The organism is Cohnella phaseoli, from assembly GCF_003386235.1.
Lineage (GTDB): Bacteria > Bacillota > Bacilli > Paenibacillales > Paenibacillaceae > Cohnella > Cohnella phaseoli.
The window spans coordinates 75001-93008 of the sequence record NZ_QRDZ01000003.1; the positions used below are offsets into that span (position 1 = coordinate 75001).

Genomic DNA, 18008 nt, shown 5'->3' on the forward strand with positions numbered 1-18008 from the left:
ATGGCGTCCATAAGTACGGGGGGCTGCCCCATAAGCAGTTGACTTGAAATAATCGACAGACAAAGAAAGGTATATACACCTTTCATCTTTGTTATCGATTATCTTTCAGAGCAACTTGACATGCTTATGGGGCAGCCCTTCGCCTTACAGCGCCATCCGATACAGAGGCAGCAGCGTGCGGAACGTGTCTTCGGCGCGTTTCATGAACGCTTCTCCGTCGGCCAGCAGCGGATCGCCGCGCTGAATGTGAATGCCGCAGGTCAGCTCGGCGGCTTTGACCGTTTTCAGTCGCGTAAACAGCTCCTTAAGCTCGTCGTCTGCCAGCTCTCCGTGAACCAAACCCGTCGGCACCATATGGTCCTTCGACCATACATATGACGAAGGGACAGAGCCGCGAATCGACGACAGCTCAGCCAGTGCCCGCTCGGCGAACTGATCCTTGCTCGGGCATTCGTAAATGACCGCGAATTGCACGAAGACGTGCGTCGACCAGAGGCCGATCTGGAAGTGAGGGTGAGCCTTGTATCCTCTTTTATTGGGGGCGAAGGCGACCCACGAGTCGTTCGGCGGGTTAACGGTTCTTCTGGCGTGTTTGGCGACATGCGTAAACATTTCTTCGCCGCAAGCCTCGGTCAAAAACGGCGTCATACGCTCTCCCAACTGATGAAATTTCGGCCGTACCCGGGCGATCAGCGCCTCCATGCGCGCCTCCAGCCCTTCAATTTCGAACACCTCGAAATCCTTGTCCTCGAACCCTGTGAAACTATCCGTTGCGATTACGCTCATGCTCTTGACTCCTTCAAATAAAAAATAGCGATCTGAGTGCGGTCCCGAAGGCCCAGCTTTCCTAAAATTTCAGAGATGTAATTTTTCACCGTACCTTCGCTAAGAAACATCGCTCCGGCGATTTCTTTGTTGGATTTGCCGTCGGCAATATGACGAACGATATCCTGCTCCGCCGGGGTAAGTCCGGAATCCGCTAGTCTCTTGGCCGCTCCGCCGGCAGACTCGCGCGAATCCCGCTGGTCCAGCAGGCCGGCCAGCTTGCGGGCGATGTCCGGATGGATAAGATGGTTGCCTTCGACGACCGACTTGATCCCGGAGACGATCCGGGCCGGCGGCACGTTTTTGAGCAAGTAGCCGTTGGCGCCGTTGCGGATCGCCTGCACGATATATTCGTCGTCGTCGAAGGTGGTCAGAATAAGCACCGCCGGCGGCTTGTCCAGCGTTTTCAGCTTGCGCGTCCCTTCAACGCCGTCGCATCCCGGCATGCGAATGTCCATCAGAACGATGTCCGTCTCCGGATGCTCCTTGACGAATCGGTAACCTTCCTCGCCGTCTCCGCATGTGCCGATAACCGTTAGATCGGGGTCCAGGTCGAGAATGAGCTTTAAGCTTTCCCGAATGAACGGATCGTCGTCCACAATAACCAATTGAATCATGACAAAATCCCCTTTTCCTGCGCTGGCCGCGTTCGTGAGTACGGAACGATCGTCGACAGGACGAACCGAGGCTCCATGGCGATGCGGAGCTGTCCGCCGACAACGGCCAATCTGTCTTGCATTCCTTTAATCCCCATACCCGGAGCGAGCTGACCGGGAGGCTTGCCGTTGTTGGAAATGTTCATGGCGATCCGGTCCTCCGCGAAATCGAGCCCGACCTCGACCGCGGTAGCGCCGCCGTGCCGGACTGCATTGGTAATCGCCTCCTGGGCGTTCCGGTACAGCACGAACTCCAGACTCGGATAGAGCGGGAACGGGTTGCCGGTTACCGCAAAATCGACCTCGATCCGCAAATCTCTCGCCGCGTCCTCGATTAGGCGATGCAGCGCATATCTTCTCGCGCCTGCGGAATCGACGGGCTGCAGCTTCCGAACCGTGTACCGCATATTGTTCATGCTTTCTTCCAACTGTCCGCGCACCTGCTCGATCAGCCCCGTCGCTTGAGCCGGATTGCGTTCCATGAGCTGGAGCGCCGCCTCGGTCATCATTTTCACCCGGATCAGCCTGTGGCCTAGATCGTCGTGCAGCTCGGTGGCGATTCGGCTGCGTTCCTGGACCTGCGCATAATCCTCCACCTTGCGAGCATATTCCATCGCGCGCGCTCGCTCCTGCTCAAGCTGCTCTTGGCTGCCCGCGAGCGCCTCAACCGCATTTTCCAATCGCTCGGCCTGACGCTTCTGCAAGAAGACGGCGGCGACGAACAGTGCGACAATCAGCCAGACGATGTTCATCGTCCAGACTGTGCCAGCGGGAAGTCGATCCACACCGGAGTTGAGAACCACGGCGGATAGAAGGAGCGCAACGCCAAGCTCGACCGGTTTGTTTAAGCACAGAACGGCGGTGACGAGCAAGGAGTACTGGAGAAAATAGAGCAGTCCCCCATATTCGTGATAAAGCAGCGAGAAAGCGATCATACCGAGCGGAATGAGCAGCATCGCGAGCTTGCGGGCCGGCAGCAGCAATCGCGAGTACAGCAGCGCCAGAAGAATGCAAGCGACGTATTTTCCGACTGAGGGGATGTCGACTTCGTAGAGCGTGGCGATCGCGGGCGCCGCGACCAGAAGGTGCTGAAGCCAGACAAGAGGGTGCCTCATGAGGGAACTCCTTCCGTAATGCCTGAGTGATTCCCATTATAGCATTCAAGAAATGACTTTTGTCACCTCGACGCGCGAAAAGCGGTGACTCAGTATACCTGTCGGCGAATCGCCGATCCCCTATAATGAAGTCAACAAGTCAGAGAGGGGCTGTCGGCATGACGTTCGTGCAATTCAAAAACGTCGTTAAAAAATACGATACGAAAATCAGCGTTAATCACCTAAACCTGGACATTGCGGAGGGGGAGATTTTCGGCTTGCTCGGCCCCAACGGCGCGGGGAAAAGCACGACGATCCATCTGCTCTCCGGCCTGCTGCCGATGGATGGCGGGGAGATCGCGCTTGACGGCTATTCCGTTGCGAAGCGTCCGCTTGAAACCAAAAGCAGAATCGGGCTTGTGCCGCAAGAGCTGGCCATCTACGAGCAGCTGTCGGCCAGGGAAAACGTGACGTTTTTCGGTAAGTTATACGGGCTAAGAGGAAATCTGCTTAAGGAAAGAGTAGAGGAGGCGCTGGAGTTTACGGGGCTGCAGGATTTCGCCAAGGGCAGGCCGGTTACTTTCTCCGGGGGCATGAAGCGGCGACTGAACATCGCTTGCGCCATTATGCACCGGCCGAAGCTGATCATCATGGACGAACCGACCGTCGGCATCGATCCGCAGTCGCGCAATCATATTTTGGAATCGGTCAAAAAGCTGAACGAGATGGGTTCGACCGTCATCTACACGAGTCATTACATGGAAGAAGTCGAGGCGATCAGCACCAAAATCGGGATCATGGATCAAGGCAGGCTGGTCGCGCACGGAACGAAGGAGGAATTGATCCTTCAGGCCGGTCTGGAGGAGCGGCTGATGCTCGAGACAAATCGTCTGACGGATGAAGCCGCAGCCGAAATTCGCAGTCATCCCCGGGTGACCTCCTTTCAGAAACGCGAGGATTCACAGTTGGAGCTGGTGCTGCAGGAATCGCAGACGTATTTGCAGGATATTTTGTTTATTTTGACCAAGCATGAATTAAAGCTGCAGAAGCTGACCCGCGTCGAGCCGGATTTGGAAAGCCTGTTTTTGACGCTGACGGGCCGGACGCTGCGGGACAAAGCTTAGCGGGGAGGAGGATGCGAAATGAGATTGACCCTGTGGGTAGCCTGGAACGAGGTTGTCCGGCTATGCCGAATCCGCACCGTTATTCTAATGATGCTGGGATTGCCGCTGATGCTCATTTTCTTGCTTGGCAACGCTTTGGAAAGCGATCTTGAACCGATCGATCTATCCGTATCCGTCGAGAGCGGGAGCCCGCTCGGCGAAGCCGCGGAACGCTATATGGCTTCCCCGGGGGTTGCGGGCTATGTCCGTGCGCTGACGCGAGCCAGCGAGAACGAGGTTCGCGAGGATGTGCGCAAGGGCAAGGCGGATTTCGGGTTTGCGCTGACCGCGGAAGGCGTCCGTTATTATCCCGGACAGTTCACAGAACGCAATTTAGTCGCCGAATCCGTCCTGAATCGGTTCGTCGCGGACGCGAATGTGCGCCGGACGGCTGCCGCTGCGATTCCGAACCTGTCCGGCGAAGCGCTCGAAGCGAGCATGGCCCGTGCTGCCGCCGCGGAGAGGGTGCAGATCGGTACATTGAGTACCCGGAACACGACGGATTTCAATAACTTTTCGGCTGTACAATATTATTCGGTTGCCTATCTGATCATGTTTCTGCTGTATTCAGGCATGTCCGCAGCGCTCGGGCTGACCGATGAACGGCAAAAGGGAACGCTGCTGCGCCTATATTCGATGCCCGTATCCTTGAACGTTCTGTTGTTCGGCAAGTTGCTGGGATCCGCTCTGTTCGCCTGTTTGCAGGCTGCCGTGATCGTCGGCTTCACCAAGGCGGTATACGGCGTCGATTGGGGAGGGAGCTACGGCGCGATCGCGATTGTTTGTGCGCTTGTAGCCGCGGCTGCGATCGGCTTTGCAATTCTCGTCGCATCCTTCACCCGCAGCCGGAGGACGATCGAATCGATCTTCAGCCTCGTTATTACATCGATGACTTTCCTAAGCGGCGGAATGATCGCCGATCTCGGACCGGGCATGCGCGAGATTGGCAAGTTTACGATCAATCATTGGGCCAATGAAGCGCTTCGCCGGTTGATGGCGGGCGGAACGTTGGGCGAAGGCTGGCAGGACGCGCTCATTCTCGGAACGATTACAGTTATCATTATGGCGGCGGCCATGCTCAGATTTCGAAAGGCGGTGGCGTTATCGTGAAAAGTCTCATCATTGCCCGGCTTCAAATACGCAGAACGGTCGGTAACCGCAAAGCGCTGCTTACGCTAGTGCTGCTCCCTATCCTGATCATCTCGGGAATCGTCGGTCTATTCGGCCGAACAACCGGTGAGCGCATTCCCGTCGCGCTGCTGAACGAGGACGGCGGCTGGCTCGGCCAGCACGTCGCGGCTGCGATCCGTTCCGACGAAATCTACGATTTGCTGGAGCAGAACGGAGCCTCAAGCGACCTGGAGCAGTTGAAGAGCAAGGTGTACGACGGAGAGTGGGGGGCGCTGGTCTATATTCCTCCCGGTTTCACCGACAGGCTGTTGAGCGGCGAGGAAACGGCAGTCCAGCTTATCCGCAAAAACGAAAAGCAGTGGAACGTATCGCTAAGCTTGGCGTTGTCGGAGACGACGGATCGGCTGGCGGGCTCGATCGCGCTGGCCGCCGCCGCGGAGGAGCGCCCCGAGAATCGGGAGGCGCTTGCGCGGACATTGCTTGAACGACAGACGACGGAAGGGCTGCGCGTCGAACGGGAGCGGCTTGTTCATGAGACCGACAATGCCTACGTGCTCGTCGTCGGACTTATGCTCTTGTTTGTGATGATGCTGGTGAACCAATCTATTCACGGAGTCGTCGAAGATCGCGACAACCGGACGATGGCCAGAATGTTCGTGGCGCCGATCCGTGCGATAGAGATCGCCGTAGGCAACTTCCTCGGCTGTTTTCTTCTTGGAACCTTACAGCTCGTTCTTATTCTGATCGTGACGCGTTATGTGATCGGGTTTGATCTGGGCGTGCCGTTCGGCGTGCTCCTCTCGGTAATGGAATGCTTCCTGCTGGCTGCCGTCGGTTTGTCTTCCGCTGCGGCGGCGCTGGTGAAAAACAGCGCGATGCTCGGCAGCATCAACAATATGATCGTCATTCCGACCTGCATGATTGGCGGCTGCTTCTGGCCGCTTGCGATGATGCCGGAGTTCATGCAGAAGCTGGCGAACTTCACGCCGCAGAGATGGGCGATCGCAGCGCTCGATCAAGCTTCGTCCGGCCAAACGCTGTCCGGCATCGGACTTCAGCTGGGCGTGCTGGCGTTGTTCGCCGCCGTGCTGCTCGCCTTCGGCTCTTATGCGCTTCGTCCGGCGGAGCGCTAAAAAAATAGTCAAGAAACCAAGTTGCCATAACATACAATGAAGTATAAGATAGAAGTAAGACACAATATTCTGACAATTCGGTCAACGTCTCATGCCATGCGCGCAAGGTGGGAGGAGGGATGGCCGTGAACCGGAGCTATGAAGTGGAATATTGCAATCTGGAGCTTCGCTTCGACCGCAGGCAAATCCAGAACTTGATCCGCGAGCTGATTCAGGACGGTTATTCCTTGTACTGGAACGAAAGCGAGCATCATTTTATTGTGTCGGTGCGAACGGGGCGCAAGCTCCTGAAGCTGAGATTTCTCAGAACGATGGGCCGCTACAAAATGGTGGGGGATTACTTGGTCAGAGACGAGAAGCTTTCCTTATGGATCGAAAAGCTGATCAACGATTCCCGCGGCCACGCCGTCGTCAAGCGAATTCATGATCGCCAGGTGCTTAGAATCGAGAATATCATGTTTGGCGAAATTATCCGACTCGTGGAGGTGTCCGGCATGGAGCATCGCATTATTTTCCAGAAGAGACCACAGGTAACGGTGGAAGACATGGTGCAAGCGTTCAAGTCGAACAGGGCTGAGCTGCGAGCGGGAGTTCTGCGGCTTGAAATCGATTACGAGCTTGCCGTGCTTCACGAAGCGATTCAGAACGGATGGCAGGAAGCAGCAGAGACGAGCAAAGAAAAGCTGAAGACGATGAGGCTGGAAATGCTGCAGCTGGAGCTGTAGCGCCCGTAAATCCTTAACCTCGATATTTTCTCCTCCATATATCAAAAGCGGAGCATCATCTGAGAAGACGATGGCTCCGCTTTTTCTGTCGTTTCGGTTGTACGAGGTCGGATTAAGCTTGGGCGAACTCGAGCTCGATATGGATTTTGATGGCGTCGCCGACGAGAAATCCGCCCGTCTCAAGCGCGGCGTTCCAGCTCAACCCGAACTCGGAGCGGCTGATCGAGCCGTCTGCGACAACGCCGAACTTCGTGTTGCCCCAAGGATCTTTGGCAGGGCCGGAAATTTCGGTGTTCAACGTTACGGATTTGGTCACGCCTGCGATCGTCAGGTCGCCGGTTAGCGCGTAATCTTCTCCGCCTTTAGCGACGAGCGCCGTCTTCTTGAAGGCGATTTGCGGGAATTGCTCGGCGTTGAAGAAATCCGGAGATTTCAGATGGCCATCGCGTCCTTCGTCCTTGGTGTCGATGCTGTTGACGTCGATCGTGAGCGAAGCTTCCAGACCTGTCAGATCGGACGCGTCCGCGGATACGACGGCGTCGAAGTCGTTAAAGCTGCCCCGTACGTTCGTAATCATCATGTGTCTTACGCTGAAGGTAATACCGCTGTGGGATTTATCCAAGTTCCAAGTGCTTGCTGCCATTATGAACACATCCTTTATAATTTATATTAACTATTAAATAATAAGTAACGAAGAAAAGCAAGAGTTTTTTTGCAGCCTTTTTAATGCCGACCGCAGGAAAGCAAATGATGGTTTTCATCTCCGGGCAAAAAGAGTACAATAGTCTTATTGTGAAAATTTTTGCGCTAAAGGATGAAGAAAATCATGTCGAAAGCTAACATTGGCGTTGTCGGCTTGGCCGTCATGGGCCGCAATCTGGCCCTTAACATCGAGAGCCGCGGATTCACCGTTGCGGTGTATAACCGTTCGAGAGAGAAGACCGAAGACCTGCTGAATACGGAAGGTCAAGGCAAGAAGCTTGTCGGCTCTTACTCAGTCGAAGAGTTCGTGAACTCTCTGGAGAAGCCCCGCAAAATTTTGATCATGGTTCAAGCCGGAGCGGGCACCGATGCGACGATCGATTCTCTCACGCCTCATCTGGATAAAGGCGATATCATTATCGACGGCGGCAACGCCTACTTCCCGGATACTCAGCGCCGCAGCAAGGAACTGACGGAGAAGGGCTTCCACTTTATCGGAACCGGCGTCTCCGGCGGCGAAGAAGGCGCGCTGAAAGGCCCGTCCATCATGCCGGGCGGACCTGAGGAAGCTTATCGCCTTGTCGAGCCGATTTTGACCGGCATTTCCGCGAAGGTGAACGGAGACCCGTGCTGTACATACATCGGACCCGACGGAGCCGGACACTACGTCAAAATGGTGCACAACGGCATCGAGTACGGCGACATGCAGCTCATCTGCGAAGCTTACCAATTGCTGAAGGACGTACTCGGCGTTTCGACGGACGAGCTGCACGAAATTTTCGGCGAGTGGAACAAAGGCGAGCTGGACAGCTACCTGATCGAGATTACGACCGATATTTTCGCGCAGAAGGACTCCGAGACCGGCAAGCCGATGGTCGACGTCATTCTTGACGCGGCTGGACAGAAGGGCACAGGCAAGTGGACGAGCCAGAGCGCGCTCGACCTTGGCGTACCGCTGTCGATCATTACGGAATCGGTATTCTCGCGTTTCCTCTCCGCGATGAAGGAAGAGCGCGTCGCTGCAAGCAAAGTGCTTAAAGGGCCGCAAACGAAGCCGTTCCAAGGCGACAAGACGGCATTCATCGAGAGCGTGCGCAAGGCGTTGTTCGCCAGCAAAATCTGCTCCTACGCGCAGGGCTTCGCGCAAATGCGCGCCGCTTCCGAGGAGTACGGCTGGAACCTGCGTTACGGGGATATTGCGATGATTTTCCGCGGCGGCTGCATCATCCGCGCGCGTTTCCTGCAAAACATCAAAGACGCCTACGACCGCGACCCGCAGCTGCGCAACCTGCTGCTGGACGAGTACTTCAAAGGCGTCGTCGAGTCGTACCAGGACGCATGGCGCGAAGTTGTCACGACGGCTGTCGCATACGGCGTGCCGGTACCGTCGTTCGCGAGCGCGCTCGCGTACTATGACAGCTACCGTTCGGAGCGTCTTCCGGCCAACCTGCTGCAAGCGCAACGAGACTATTTCGGCGCGCACACGTTTAAGCGGGTGGACAAGGAAGGCACGTTCCACCACAACTGGATCAATTCCTAACGCTCTTGCCCGCGCGGCAGCAGCTCGCTCAGCATCGCGCGGAAGCAGTCGGTTTCCCGGCTGCTCGGGCTGCGCCGATGAAGCAGCAGCAAGGCCATGTCCGCAAAGCAGGCAAAATGGGCAAGCAGCTGTGGCCGATCGAGTCCCGACCATTCGGGGGCTCCATCGGCCACTTTTTTCTTAATAAAGCCGAGCGCCCACAGAACGTCCTCCCGTTGCAAAGGATGGGAAGGGTCGAGAAGGCGGCGGAGAGGCTGCTCGGACGGCGGTTGGGGTCGGTAGTTGTTCACTGCGTCATCCCCTTTGGGCACAGGATTGTACACTATCAAACTTACGGAAAAACTCGTCGTTTTATACCTTGGAATCGTTATGCTATGATGGATAAAAAGTAAAAATCAAACTTAATGATCAAAACCGGACTTTTTGAATGAACCTCTACAATGAAAATTCAACAATTCGGGTTTCAGCACCGAGAAGCTTGGATGAAGACCGGTGATGAGGAACGGAGCGTAGTGGGAGCTACGTGAGTACCGGAAGATCCGGCTGAATTCAAGATTCGATGTCGAGTAGGCTTCATTGGAATACTTCGTGATCAAAACCGGATTTTTTGAATTAACCTTTATAAGGAATGGGGAACGCGTGGTGAGCGGGACAGGCTTTAGCCGCAACATTATTCTTGTCGGCTTCATGGGAACCGGCAAATCGACGGTCAGCCGTCTGCTGGCCGAGCGTCTGGGCTGGGAGAGTCTGGATACGGACGAAGAGATCGTGAAGGCGGCGGACAAGTCCATTCCGCAAATCTTCGCGGAGGACGGAGAGACCGCTTTCCGGGATTGGGAGAGCCAGGCTGTGCGACAGGCGCTGAGCGGAGAGCGACGAATCGTCGCCACCGGCGGGGGCGCCGTGCTGCGCGAAAGCAATCGGCAGCAGATGCTGGAGCGCGGTTGGGTCGTTGCGCTGACGGCGGACAAAGCGAGCCTCGTCCGCCGCGTGACGAGCGCCGAGACGGGAACGAGACCGCTGCTTGCCGGCGATGCCGAAGCGCGGGTTACGCAGCTGCTGGAATCAAGACGGCATGCCTACGATTTTGCGAATGCGAAGGTGGACACGTCGGACAAGTCGCCCGAAGAAGTCGCCGAGGCGCTGCTGCGGGGACTTCCGGACGGCTGGCTTTAATCTTCTTCCCCCAGCTCGAGCTCGTTCCAGGCGAGCATTCCGCCGATCAGGTTGACGGAGCCTTCGTATCCGAGCGAAGCGAGAAATTGGCAGGCTCTGTCGCTGCGGGCGCCGCTTCGGCAAATCAAAATGATTTCTTCATGCTTTGTGATCGAATCGATCTGTTGCGGCACTTGGCCCAGCGGAAGGTGCAGCGCTCCGGGAATCATGCCCTGCGCGACCTCGTAATCTTCGCGAACGTCGATCATATGGGGAGTTTCCCCGGCATCCAGCCGGGCTTTCAAGTCCTCGGCGGATATTGTGCTATAGTCACTCATCAGAATCAGCCTTTCCATCAGGAAGTATATAGCCTCATCATAAGAAACTGCGCACGGCGCTGTCAAACGATAGGCGGTATGAGATATGAGAATCGCGCTTGGCGTCGCGCTTGCGGGTTGCCTGGGAGCGCTCGCGCGGTATGGAATCGGATTTTTATTTCCCGTCTCGGCAGCCTCGGACGCCTTTCCGTGGGCGACGACATTGATCAACTTGTCCGGCTCGCTGCTGCTGGGCCTGCTTACCGGCTGGTTAACGGACAAGCCCGCCTTGGCTTGGGCCGGGGATTTATTGGGAACCGGCTTTCTCGGCGCTTATACGACGTTCAGCGCGTTTAACGGGCAGCTCTGGCTTATGCTGGAGCAGCATGCCTACGCCATCGCGGCGGCATACGTATTCATCAGCGCAGCGGCAGGCTGGGCGCTGGCTGCGCTAGGACTCTCCCTTGGAACCGCTAAAGGTAAGAGAGGGGCGAGGCGAGTATGAGCGGCTTTGGTCTTACATGTCTGGTCGGCTTGGGCGGCTCGGCGGGAGCGCTGCTCCGCTACGGAGTCGGCCGCTGGATCGCAGCTGAAGGCAAGCCGGGTTTCTACGGTACGCTGGTCGTCAACCTTGTCGGTTCGTTGGCGATGGGCGTGCTGATCGGAATCGGGCTTGAGCAGCGCAACGCTGCGGTATATGCATTAACCGGGATCGGTTTTTTGGGCGGGCTGACGACTTACTCTACCCTTAACGTGCAGAAGGCGACGCTGTATCGCGGCGGCGGGGCCGCCAGGCGAACGCTTTATCTGTACCTTGCCGCGACGTATGTCGGCGGATTCGCGCTGACTGCGGCCGGCGTCGGCGCGGGCAGCCTGATTTATCATTTATAGCTTCTAAGGAGCGTGTTTATCGAACATGGATATGATCGTAACCCCGACTGGCAGACTGAACGGCGAAATTCAAGCGCTATCCTCCAAAAATTATACGACGCGTTATTTGCTCGTTTCCGCGCTGGCGGAAGGAACAAGCACGATTTTGTATCCTGCGCACAGCGAGGATGGCGAAGCGATGCGCCGTTGCATTCGCGATCTCGGCGCGATCGTCGAGGAGGACGACGAGAAAATCGTCATTACCGGCTTCGGACGCCATCCGCGCCCGACGAAGGAACTGGACGTCGGCAACGCGGGCGCGGTTTTGAGATTCATTATGTCGGTGGCGGCGCTGTTGCCGGAGGTTCACTTCGTCAACTCTTATCCGGCGTCACTTGGCAAGAGACCTCATGACGATCTGATTACTGCGCTGGAAAGCATGGGCGTGCGCATCGAGCATCAGAACGGTCGGCTGCCGATGACGATTCGCGGCGGTCAGCCTCGCGGCGGCAAAATTCAAGTGTCGGGCAGCGTCAGCTCGCAGTTCCTCAGCTCGCTGCTGTTTTTGACGCCGTTGCTCGATGAGGACAGCGAGATCGAAGTGCTGCACGATCTGAAATCGAAAGTTGTTGTCGGCCAGACGCTGGAGGTGCTGGAGCAGGCGGGCATCGTTATTGAGGCGTCTGAGGATTTAATGCATTTTCGGGTTCCCGGCAGGCAGAAATACAAAGCTCAGACCTACACGGTCCAAGGCGACTATCCGGGATCAGCAGCCATTCTTGCCGCCGCGGCCGTCACCGAGTCGGACGTCGTCGTTCACCGGCTGAAGGAAGACAGCAAGCAAGGGGAGCGTGCGGTCGTCGATGTGTTGAAGGCGATGAACGTACCGCTTACGCACGAGAACGGTATCGTGCATGTCCGCGGCAACGGCAAACTTACGGCGGGCGAGTTCGACGGGGACGAGTTCACCGACGGCGTGCTGGCAATGGTCGCCGCTGCCGTGTTCGCGGATGGAACCTCTCGCTTCTATAACGTGGAAAACCTGCGCTACAAGGAATGCGACCGCATTACCGATTACTTGACGGAACTGCGCAAGGCGGGAGCGCGGGTCGACGAGAAGCGGGACGAGATCATCGTTCATGGACGTCCGGAAGGCGTAGAAGGGGGCGTGGAGATCGACGCGCACTACGATCACCGCGTCATTATGGCGTTGACGATTGTCGGCCTTCGTTCCGCTCGTCCGATTCGCATCAAGGACGCGCACCACGTCGCCAAATCGTATCCGATCTACTTCGACCATCTGAAGTCGCTTGGCGCTCAGGTTGAATGGACAGACTAACCGAAAATCCGTTCGCCAAGCAAAAACGCCTTCGGCGTCTAAACGCGCCGGAGCAGATTTGCGTAGACGATTCAGACAAAGAGGTACGTGAAACTTATCTATTCTGAATCGTTAAAATAAGGGAGGCATGCTAAATGGCTTACGTTCATCCGTCCCGTGAAGAGATCAAGCAAATTTTGGAGCAATCGACCGTAATCGCCGTCGTCGGTCTGTCCGACGATGCGTCCAAGACTTCGCATATGGTGTCGGAGGCGATGCAGCGCAAAGGCTATCGCATCATTCCGGTTAATCCGAAGGCAACGACGATTCTGGGAGAGAAAGCGTACGCTTCCTTGAAGGACATCCCGGAGCCGGTCGACATCGTCAACGTATTCCGCCGCCCGGAGCATACGCCTCCGATCGCGCGGGAGGCCGTCGAGATCGGCGCCAAGTCGCTATGGCTGCAGCTTGGCATTCTGAACGAGGAAGCGGGAGCGATCGCTGCCGAAGGCGGTCTTAACGTCATTATGGATCGCTGTATTAAAGTGGAGGATTCCCTTCTGCTGCCGAACGGAAAAGCCTGATTAATTGGCCCGTTCCCATCCGCGGCGCCGTCGTCATCGCTGACGGAGGCGCCGCGAGATCGTTCCGGGAAGGAGGAAAGCCATGTACGGAATCGGTTATTTGCAGAGGCTGGGCCGGGCAATGATGCTGCCGATGACGGTGCTGCCTGCTGCGGCCATCTTTCTGATGCTGGCGCGATTGCCATGGGATTCGCTGGGCTGGACGCAAGTGCCGGAGATGCTGCACGCCGCAGGCATGACGATTTTTCAATACGTTCCCTATGTGTTCGCGATCGGTATCGCACTCGGGATGTCCAACCAGTCCGCTATGGCGGGTATGGGAGCGCTCGTCGCGATGTTTATTTTTCATGTCGTTACGCATACGTACGATCCGGAGGGCGTCCAGCCGTCGATGTTCGCGGGCGCCGTCATCGGCATCGCGTCCGCTTGGGCGCACGAGCGGTTCAAATCGTTCCGGCTGCCCGAATATTTGCAGTTTCTCGGCGGCTCCAGGTTTGTACCGCTGTTTATGAGCGTCCTGTCGCTCGCATTCGCTTGGCTCATGATCGGTCTGGGCGAAGGGATGAAGAGCTGGGCGGTATCCGCAGGCACGCTCGTCCATTCGGCGGGCGGCTTCGGCGTGTTCCTGTACGGCTTTCTTCACCGCATTCTGGTTGCGTTCGGACTTCACCATATTTTGAATCATCTGTTCTGGTTCCAGGTCGGCGAGTACCAAGGGGCAGACGGAGCGGTCTACTTCGGCGATCTGCCGCGCTTTTTTGCCGGAGACGAATCGGCGGGCATCTTCATGGCCGGCTTGTACCCGACGATGATGTTCGCCCTGCCGGCCGTCGCTTTCGCGATTATTCACGAGGCGCGCGAGGATCTGAAGCCGAAGACGAGCAAGCAGTTTCGCGCCGCCGCTCTGGGCTCGTTCCTGACTGGCATTACGGAGCCGGTCGAGTTCGCTTTCTTATTCGTCGCGCCTTATTTGTTCCTCGTTCATGCGCTGCTCTCGGGAGGCGTGATGTGGCTTGTGTACGAGCTCGATATTCATCACGGCTTTGCATTCTCGGCCGGCGTGCTGGAATATCTGGTCAATCTGCCGCTTGCTCAGAGAGGCTGGCTGCTGTTGCCGATCGGGGCCTTGACGGGACTTCTCTATTACGTGCTGTTCCGCTGGAGTATCCGTCGCTTCCAGCTTGCCACACCCGGACGGGAGGACGCCAGCCGACTGGACGATTGGGCCGGAGACATTCCGTATCGGGCTCCGCTGATTTTGCAGGCCCTCGGAGGCAAGGAGAACATGGTTCGCCTCGAAGCATGCATCACCCGCCTGCGTCTGACGCTGGAGGACGAAAGCAAGGTCGACGTGCAGTCGCTGCGACATCTGGGGGCGGCGGGCGTCATTCGTCTTGGCGGCGGTCATGTGCAGGTCGTGTTCGGCACGTTCTCGGAGCTGATCCGGGAAGAAATTCATAAGCTCATGCAGACCGACGTGCAGCGGATTCAATTCCATTCCCCGGTGCAGGGACGAATGATTCCGCTGGAGGAGGTCGACGATCCGATTTTTGCGGAGCGGCTTGTCGGCCGCGGCGTCGCCTTCATTCCGGACAAGGGGGAGCTGGTGGCGCCGGTACAGGGCAAAATCATCCATATTCATCCTTCGCTGCACGCGATCGGCCTCGTTACCAAGGACGGTCTGGAAGTGCTGCTGCATGTCGGTATCAACACATCCCAACTGGAGGGCAAAGGCTTCACGGCGCTCGTTCAGATGGGAGACGAGGTATCGCCCGGCCAACCGCTGTTGAAATTCCACATTCCTACGCTTAAGCAGTATGCCAAATCGCTGGAGACGCCCATGGTGATCACGAACAGCGACAAGGTCAAGTCCTGGAGATTCGCTCCGTATAAAGTGGTCAAAAAGGGTCAGGCCGCGGTCATGTCGGTTGTCGTACACGAGAGAGAGAACAAGGGGGCGGAGAAATGATACAGGCATTGGGGGCGTCGCAGGGGATTGCGATAGGCAAAGCCTTCGTGCTGCCGCATTGGGAGTGGGAGCTGCCGGATCAGAAGATCGACGTGGCCGATTTGGCCAAGGAGTTCGATCGGTTGTACGAGGGGGTGCGCCGGTCGAAGACGGAGATCAGCCAGATGAAGACGGAGCTGGACGAAGCGGTCGGCTCAGCGGAGGCGAGCATATTCGACGCCCATCTGGCCATCCTGGAAGATCCGGTGTTCATGAACGAAATTCAAGGCATCATTCAGCGTCAGTACAAGGTCGCCGAAGTCGCCGTGAAGGAAGCGATCGATCATTTCGTGACGATGTTCGATCTGCTGGACGACGAATATATGAAGGAGCGGGCGCTGGATATCAAGGACGTGGGCAACCGCCTGCTGAAGCATCTGCTTGGCGCTCCGGAAATTTCGCTGCCGGAGGATACGCAGCCCTTCGTGCTTGTCGTGCGAGAGCTGTCTCCTTCCCAGCTCGTTCATCTGAAGCCGGAGCTGGTGCTCGGCATCGTTACGATGGTCGGCAGCCCGACGTCGCATTCGGCCATTATGGCGCGGGCGTTCGGCATTCCGATGGTGATGGGCGCGGAGGGCAAGCTGGAACAGCCGATCGGCACGGGAGACCTGCTTATTCTCGACGGCGAGACCGGCATGCTGCAGGTCGATCCGACTCCGGATATGGTCGCCCGCTACACCGAAATGCGCCGGAGGCAGCTCGCGGAGAAGGAACAGCTGCTTAAGCTGGCTGAATTGCCCTCCGTGACACAGGACGGAGTGACGCTTACGCTGGCGGCGAACATCAGCTCCCTGAAGGAGCTGGAGGCGGCGCTAGGCAACGGGGCGCAGGGCGTCGGCTTGTTCCGGACCGAGTTTCTGTACATGGACAGGATGTATTTTCCTTCCGAAGAGGAGCAATTCGAAGTGTATCGCAGCGCCGTCCAGAAGCTGAAGGGCGAGACGCTGGTCATCCGTACGCTCGACATCGGCGGCGACAAGCAGTTGGACTATTACGAAATGCCGGAAGAGGAAAATCCGTTTCTCGGCTTTCGAGCGATTCGCTTCTGTCTGGAACGCAAAGATCTGTTCAAAATTCAGCTTCGCGCCATTTTGCGGGCATCGAATTTCGGGGATGTCCGAATTATGTATCCGTTGATCACTTCGGTCGAGGAGCTGCGGGCGGCGAATGAGGTGCTGGCTGAGGCGAAGCGCGAGCTGCAGGAGGAGAGCGTTCCGTTTCGCGCGGACATCAAGCCCGGCATTATGGTGGAAGTTCCGGCCGCTGTGGCGATCGCCGATATTTTGGCCGAAGAGGCGTCCTTCTTTAGCATTGGCACGAACGACTTGATCCAGTTCACGCTGGCCGTCGATCGGATGAACGAGCAGATCAGCCACATGTACGAGCCGTTCCATCCGGCGATTTTGCGAATGATCCGAACGGTTGCGCACGCGGCCAAGGCGCAAGGAATTCCCGTCAACATCTGCGGGGAAATCGCCGGCGACGTGAACGCCCTGCCGATCTGGCTGGCGCTGGGCATCGACGAGCTGAGTCTCTCCGCGCAGGCGATCCTGCCGGTCAAAGAGCGTCTGCTGCGCTCCAAAGCATCGGACAGCCGCAAGCTGCTGGACGACTTGTTCCGCTGCCGGACGTCGATGGAGGCGCGCGAGCTCGCACGCCAATTTTATGCAGGCGCGGCGCTTGCTCCCGGTGCTAACCCGCTGATCTAACGCGGATTGAGGCCGGGAGCAGGCTTCGGATCAGCGGCCGAACAGTAAATCGCAGAAGGCCTTAGCGTACGGCGGCAGATCGGGCGGTCTGCGGGCGGATACAAGATTGCGGTCAACGACGACCGCATCGTCCACCCATGTCGCTCCCGCGTTTTCCATATCGTCGCGGATGCCCGGCGTAGAGGTCACCGTTCTGCCGTCGAGAATTTTCGCCGAGACGAGCACCCATCCGGCGTGGCAAATTTGCCCGATCGGTTTGCCGGCGGCGTCCATGCGTCGTACAAACTCCAGCACGCGAGGGTCTCTGCGGATTTTATCCGGCGCCCAACCGCCGGGAACGAGCAAGCCGTCGAATTTGTCGGCGTCCAGCTCATCGTAGGAAATGTCCGCCACCGCGGGGACTCCGTACTTGCCAATGTGTTTGCGCCCTTGCTCTGGTCCTGCATACAGCACCTCCGCGCCTTCTTCGCGCGCGCGGTAGACCGGATACCAAAGCTCCAAATCTTCGAATTCATCGTCAAGCAAACAAACGACCCTTTTGGTCGAGGCCATGGCAGGCCACCTCCATTTCAATAGTACGATGCCAATCAGACATCCATTGTACCAAAAGTTGGCCCGTCCTTCACCTTGCGAGAGAGGAGTGACCGTTTTGAAAGGAAAATGGAGATATGCGCCGGCGCTGCTCTGCATGATCGCCATATTCATATCTTCGTCGCGGAGCGGGGACCAGCTCGATAGCGTGCTGCCCTGGGTTCAGCGATGGCTGCCTTTTTTATCCGATTTTAATCCGATGCACTACGTGGCGTATTTTGTCCTTGCTCTGACGATCGCCTACGGAATGGGCAGACTGTCGGCTACGTGGAAAGGCTGTCTGCTTAACGTCCTCGTCTGCGTCCTGTACGGGTTGACGGACGAATGGCATCAATCGTTCGTGCCGATGCGCAGTCCGGACCCGCTGGATCTGCTCCACGACGGCATGGGGGCCGCGGCGGCGAGCTTGCTCGTACTGCTGATCTGGCGGCTGTCGGACTGGCGTCGTTCCAGAAATTACACGGCCTCCTGAGCAGGAGAAAAAGCG

20 protein-coding genes are annotated in these 18008 nt (G+C 57.2%); 13 read left to right on the forward strand and 7 right to left on the reverse strand.

The genetic code is table 11. The features are described 5' to 3' along the window. Positions 1-144: 144 nt before the first annotated feature. The 3 genes from DFP98_RS04520 to DFP98_RS04530 are packed head-to-tail and all read right to left on the reverse strand — an operon-like array spanning position 145 to position 2596. Entirely contained in the window at positions 145-786 is a 642-nt protein-coding gene (locus tag DFP98_RS04520; protein ID WP_116059378.1) for a YktB family protein, read from the reverse strand. Continuing rightward, positions 783-1442, reverse strand: coding sequence for a response regulator (locus DFP98_RS04525; RefSeq protein ID WP_116059379.1), 660 nt, complete (start codon positions 1440-1442; stop codon positions 783-785). The genes DFP98_RS04520 and DFP98_RS04525 overlap by 4 nt, the downstream gene beginning before the upstream one ends. Further along, positions 1439-2596 (reverse strand): sensor histidine kinase, encoded by a 1158-nt coding sequence (locus DFP98_RS04530; RefSeq protein ID WP_116059380.1) that lies wholly within the window; start codon positions 2594-2596, stop codon positions 1439-1441. The genes DFP98_RS04525 and DFP98_RS04530 overlap by 4 nt, the downstream gene beginning before the upstream one ends. Positions 2597-2754: 158 nt before the next feature. Between DFP98_RS04530 and DFP98_RS04535 the strand changes: the two genes are divergently transcribed. The 4 genes from DFP98_RS04535 (at position 2755) to DFP98_RS04550 (ending at position 6727) form a co-directional block, all read left to right on the forward strand. Beyond that, positions 2755-3699, forward strand: a complete 945-nt coding sequence (locus tag DFP98_RS04535) for an ABC transporter ATP-binding protein (protein WP_116059381.1) — start codon at positions 2755-2757, stop codon at positions 3697-3699. 18 nt (positions 3700-3717) lie between these two features. Beyond that, positions 3718-4848 carry an ABC transporter permease gene (locus DFP98_RS04540; protein ID WP_116059382.1) on the forward strand — a complete coding sequence of 377 codons (1131 nt, stop codon included), beginning with the start codon at positions 3718-3720 and terminating at the stop codon, positions 4846-4848. Further along, positions 4845-6002 carry an ABC transporter permease gene (locus DFP98_RS04545; RefSeq protein WP_181917489.1) on the forward strand — a complete coding sequence of 386 codons (1158 nt, stop codon included), beginning with the start codon at positions 4845-4847 and terminating at the stop codon, positions 6000-6002. The genes DFP98_RS04540 and DFP98_RS04545 overlap by 4 nt, the downstream gene beginning before the upstream one ends. Positions 6003-6127: 125 nt before the next feature. Beyond that, the gene (locus DFP98_RS04550; protein WP_116059705.1) at positions 6128-6727 is read left to right on the forward strand and encodes a hypothetical protein; all 600 of its coding nucleotides are present in this window, start codon (positions 6128-6130) and stop codon (positions 6725-6727) included. 112 nt (positions 6728-6839) lie between these two features. On the opposite strand, the gene DFP98_RS04555 is transcribed toward DFP98_RS04550, so the two are convergent. Beyond that, a complete protein-coding gene (locus DFP98_RS04555) occupies positions 6840-7370 on the reverse strand; it encodes a YceI family protein (RefSeq protein WP_116059384.1) in 531 nt (176 codons plus the stop codon). Positions 7371-7553: 183 nt separating this feature from the next. On the opposite strand from DFP98_RS04555, the gene gndA reads away from it, so the two are divergent. Continuing rightward, positions 7554-8969 (forward strand): NADP-dependent phosphogluconate dehydrogenase, encoded by a 1416-nt coding sequence (gene gndA / locus DFP98_RS04560; protein WP_116059385.1) that lies wholly within the window; start codon positions 7554-7556, stop codon positions 8967-8969. On the opposite strand, the gene DFP98_RS04565 is transcribed toward gndA, so the two are convergent. After that, positions 8966-9259, reverse strand: a complete 294-nt coding sequence (locus tag DFP98_RS04565; RefSeq protein WP_116059386.1) for a hypothetical protein — start codon at positions 9257-9259, stop codon at positions 8966-8968. The genes gndA and DFP98_RS04565 overlap by 4 nt on opposite strands. A 352-nt stretch (positions 9260-9611) precedes the next feature. On the opposite strand from DFP98_RS04565, the gene DFP98_RS04570 reads away from it, so the two are divergent. After that, the gene (locus DFP98_RS04570; protein WP_246016416.1) at positions 9612-10145 is read left to right on the forward strand and encodes a shikimate kinase; all 534 of its coding nucleotides are present in this window, start codon (positions 9612-9614) and stop codon (positions 10143-10145) included. On the opposite strand, the gene DFP98_RS04575 is transcribed toward DFP98_RS04570, so the two are convergent. After that, the gene (locus DFP98_RS04575; protein ID WP_116059707.1) at positions 10142-10462 is read right to left on the reverse strand and encodes a rhodanese-like domain-containing protein; all 321 of its coding nucleotides are present in this window, start codon (positions 10460-10462) and stop codon (positions 10142-10144) included. The genes DFP98_RS04570 and DFP98_RS04575 overlap by 4 nt on opposite strands. Before the next feature lie 85 nt (positions 10463-10547). Here DFP98_RS04575 and DFP98_RS04580 point away from each other — a divergent pair, with 85 nt between their 5' ends. From DFP98_RS04580 to ptsP, 6 genes are all read left to right on the forward strand, one after another. Beyond that, positions 10548-10946, forward strand: a complete 399-nt coding sequence (locus DFP98_RS04580) for a fluoride efflux transporter FluC (protein ID WP_116059387.1) — start codon at positions 10548-10550, stop codon at positions 10944-10946. Next, positions 10943-11332, forward strand: coding sequence for a fluoride efflux transporter FluC (locus tag DFP98_RS04585; RefSeq protein ID WP_116059388.1), 390 nt, complete (start codon positions 10943-10945; stop codon positions 11330-11332). The genes DFP98_RS04580 and DFP98_RS04585 overlap by 4 nt, the downstream gene beginning before the upstream one ends. 25 nt (positions 11333-11357) lie before the next feature. After that, positions 11358-12650, forward strand: a complete 1293-nt coding sequence (aroA, locus tag DFP98_RS04590; protein WP_116059389.1) for a 3-phosphoshikimate 1-carboxyvinyltransferase — start codon at positions 11358-11360, stop codon at positions 12648-12650. Between the two features lie 134 nt (positions 12651-12784). Beyond that, on the forward strand, positions 12785-13213 hold the full coding sequence (locus DFP98_RS04595; protein WP_116059390.1) for a CoA-binding protein: 429 nt from the start codon (positions 12785-12787) through the stop codon (positions 13211-13213). Positions 13214-13295: 82 nt separating this feature from the next. Beyond that, a complete protein-coding gene (locus DFP98_RS04600; protein ID WP_116059391.1) occupies positions 13296-15182 on the forward strand; it encodes a glucose PTS transporter subunit IIA in 1887 nt (628 codons plus the stop codon). Then, positions 15179-16930 carry a phosphoenolpyruvate--protein phosphotransferase gene (ptsP, locus tag DFP98_RS04605; RefSeq protein ID WP_116059392.1) on the forward strand — a complete coding sequence of 584 codons (1752 nt, stop codon included), beginning with the start codon at positions 15179-15181 and terminating at the stop codon, positions 16928-16930. Before DFP98_RS04600 ends, ptsP begins: the two co-directional genes overlap by 4 nt. Before the next feature lie 30 nt (positions 16931-16960). Here the strand turns inward: ptsP and DFP98_RS04610 are convergent, their stop codons facing one another. After that, positions 16961-17482: a type 1 glutamine amidotransferase domain-containing protein gene (locus DFP98_RS04610; RefSeq protein WP_116059393.1), complete on the reverse strand. Its 522-nt coding sequence runs from the start codon at positions 17480-17482 to the stop codon at positions 16961-16963. Between the two features lie 88 nt (positions 17483-17570). On the opposite strand from DFP98_RS04610, the gene DFP98_RS04615 reads away from it, so the two are divergent. After that, the gene (locus DFP98_RS04615; protein WP_246016417.1) at positions 17571-17993 is read left to right on the forward strand and encodes a VanZ family protein; all 423 of its coding nucleotides are present in this window, start codon (positions 17571-17573) and stop codon (positions 17991-17993) included. Positions 17994-18008 lie beyond the last annotated feature (15 nt).

Bases quoted from the DNA above. Each gene is read 5' to 3' on its own strand.
- DFP98_RS04540 (WP_116059382.1), top strand. From the start codon at position 3,718: ATGAGATTGACCCTGTGGGTAGCCTGGAACGAGGTTGTCCGGCTATGC.
- DFP98_RS04535 (WP_116059381.1), top strand. From the start codon at position 2,755: ATGACGTTCGTGCAATTCAAAAACGTCGTTAAAAAATACGATACGAAA.
- DFP98_RS04585 (WP_116059388.1), top strand. From the start codon at position 10,943: ATGAGCGGCTTTGGTCTTACATGTCTGGTCGGCTTGGGCGGCTCGGCG.
- aroA (WP_116059389.1), top strand. From the start codon at position 11,358: ATGGATATGATCGTAACCCCGACTGGCAGACTGAACGGCGAAATTCAA.
- DFP98_RS04575 (WP_116059707.1), bottom strand. From the start codon at position 10,462: ATGAGTGACTATAGCACAATATCCGCCGAGGACTTGAAAGCCCGGCTG.
- DFP98_RS04595 (WP_116059390.1), top strand. From the start codon at position 12,785: ATGGCTTACGTTCATCCGTCCCGTGAAGAGATCAAGCAAATTTTGGAG.
- DFP98_RS04555 (WP_116059384.1), bottom strand. From the start codon at position 7,370: ATGGCAGCAAGCACTTGGAACTTGGATAAATCCCACAGCGGTATTACC.
- DFP98_RS04520 (WP_116059378.1), bottom strand. From the start codon at position 786: ATGAGCGTAATCGCAACGGATAGTTTCACAGGGTTCGAGGACAAGGAT.
- DFP98_RS04580 (WP_116059387.1), top strand. From the start codon at position 10,548: ATGAGAATCGCGCTTGGCGTCGCGCTTGCGGGTTGCCTGGGAGCGCTC.
- gndA (WP_116059385.1), top strand. From the start codon at position 7,554: ATGTCGAAAGCTAACATTGGCGTTGTCGGCTTGGCCGTCATGGGCCGC.
- ptsP (WP_116059392.1), top strand. From the start codon at position 15,179: ATGATACAGGCATTGGGGGCGTCGCAGGGGATTGCGATAGGCAAAGCC.
- DFP98_RS04525 (WP_116059379.1), bottom strand. From the start codon at position 1,442: ATGATTCAATTGGTTATTGTGGACGACGATCCGTTCATTCGGGAAAGC.
- DFP98_RS04600 (WP_116059391.1), top strand. From the start codon at position 13,296: ATGTACGGAATCGGTTATTTGCAGAGGCTGGGCCGGGCAATGATGCTG.
- DFP98_RS04610 (WP_116059393.1), bottom strand. From the start codon at position 17,482: ATGGCCTCGACCAAAAGGGTCGTTTGTTTGCTTGACGATGAATTCGAA.
- DFP98_RS04530 (WP_116059380.1), bottom strand. From the start codon at position 2,596: ATGAGGCACCCTCTTGTCTGGCTTCAGCACCTTCTGGTCGCGGCGCCC.